The sequence below is a fragment of the Blautia luti genome, assembly GCF_013304735.1.
Classification (GTDB): Bacteria; Bacillota; Clostridia; order Lachnospirales; family Lachnospiraceae; genus Blautia_A.
Map to the genome: position 1 here is coordinate 1 of NZ_JAAITI010000085.1, position 1,433 is coordinate 1,433.

The 1,433-nt window shown below is 44.9% G+C and carries 2 protein-coding genes and 1 pseudogene; all 3 read left to right on the forward strand.

Translation table 11 applies throughout. The features are described from left to right. Positions 1-593 (forward strand): C40 family peptidase (locus G5B06_RS18495; protein ID WP_173772716.1); only part of this gene is annotated, 593 nt, incomplete at its 5' end. Positions 594-633: 40 nt separating this feature from the next. Continuing rightward, positions 634-936 carry a DUF4315 family protein gene (locus G5B06_RS18500; protein ID WP_023922642.1) on the forward strand — a complete coding sequence of 101 codons (303 nt, stop codon included), beginning with the start codon at positions 634-636 and terminating at the stop codon, positions 934-936. Further along, a pseudogene (locus tag G5B06_RS18505) lies at positions 890-1,433 on the forward strand (hypothetical protein); the annotation flags it as partial. The gene G5B06_RS18500 and the pseudogene G5B06_RS18505, both read left to right, overlap by 47 nt.

Genomic DNA, 1,433 nt, shown 5'->3' on the forward strand with positions numbered 1-1,433 from the left:
GTAAAGGCTATGAACTGCGGTATGCACATTTAAGCAGCCGGAGTGTATCTGCAGGTGCATCCGTCACGAAAGGTGATGAGATCGGTCTTGTAGGAAATACCGGAAATTCTACAGGAAGCCATCTTCACATTGAACTTTTGAAAAATGGAGAGCGGTTAAACCCGATCTTTTATCTGGAAACAGGAGAAGGGACAGGCTTTGGTGGTAATGAATATACCAGTGAAGCAGCGCAACGTTTACTGGAAGAGGCTGCAAAATATCTTGGAACACCGTATGTGTGGGGCGGATATTCCCCAAGTGGATTCGATTGTTCCGGATTTGTCAGCTACTGTCTGGTTCATTCCGGGGTAAGAAATACGGGAAGGCTGACTGCACAGGGACTGTACAACATTTGTACGCCAGTATCCCAGTCAGAAGCACAGCCAGGAGATCTGATCTTCTTTACCGGAACCTACGATGCAGGAGAACCAGTAACGCATATTGGAATCTATGTGGGCAATGGTCAGATGATCCATTGTGGGCATCCGGTTCAGTACACGTCCATCAACTCTCCATACTGGCAGAGCCATTTCTATGGATTCGGGCGATGGTAAGGAAAAGGGCGTTATAACAGCCGCCCGGAAAGGAGAAGAGATGAAAAGTCTTGAAAAAGCAACGGCAGATTATGAGAAAGCCAAGGAAAAAATGGAAGCATCTAAAGCCAGATATGAAGCAGATTTAAAGCGGTTCAAGGCTGCGGAGATTGCAAAAACAGAAGCAGAAAATCTGGAAATTGTAAGAATTATCCGTGCAATGGATATGAGTATTCCGGAATTGGAAGCTTTTAAAAAGAAAATGAAAAATGAGTTGCCCGGCAGGGTAGAAATACAGAAGGAGGAAATAAAAGCCGATGATGAATCTGGAAAAAATGAAACAGAAGAAGAGAACAAATACTAAAAACAGGGTAAAAAAGAGTCTGCTTGCAGCAACGACATTTCTTTGCCTGACAACACCTTTGCTCCAGACACAGACTGCTTATGCAGCTGAGAATACCACGCCTGCAATCACGATTGAGAAACCGGATGGCTGGAAACAGGGAGAAACAACCATTGCTGTTACGGTAGATGCCAGCCATATGCCGGAAGGTTTCTCAATAGCAAAGATTGAAGCAAAAGCAGGAAAAGATGGAAGCTGGCAGGATGTAACTGGAAGCGGAAGTATCACGATCACAGGAAATCAGACAGTGTATGTGCGTGTGACAGATGGTGATGGAAAGGTGTATGAGCAGAATCGTTCTATTAAGTGTTATGACACGGAAAAGCCGACACTCTCTGCTTCCCTGACAGATGGTGTGCTGACGATTCAGGGGAATGATACAGTATCCGGGATTACTGCAGTAACAGTTAATGGCACCACTTATACAGATCTGAAGGATGGAATGCTGAGAGTGCAAC

Coding starts and splice junctions, on each gene's coding strand:
- G5B06_RS18500 (WP_023922642.1), top strand. CDS start 634: ATGAAAAGTCTTGAAAAAGCAACGGCAGATTATGAGAAAGCCAAGGAA.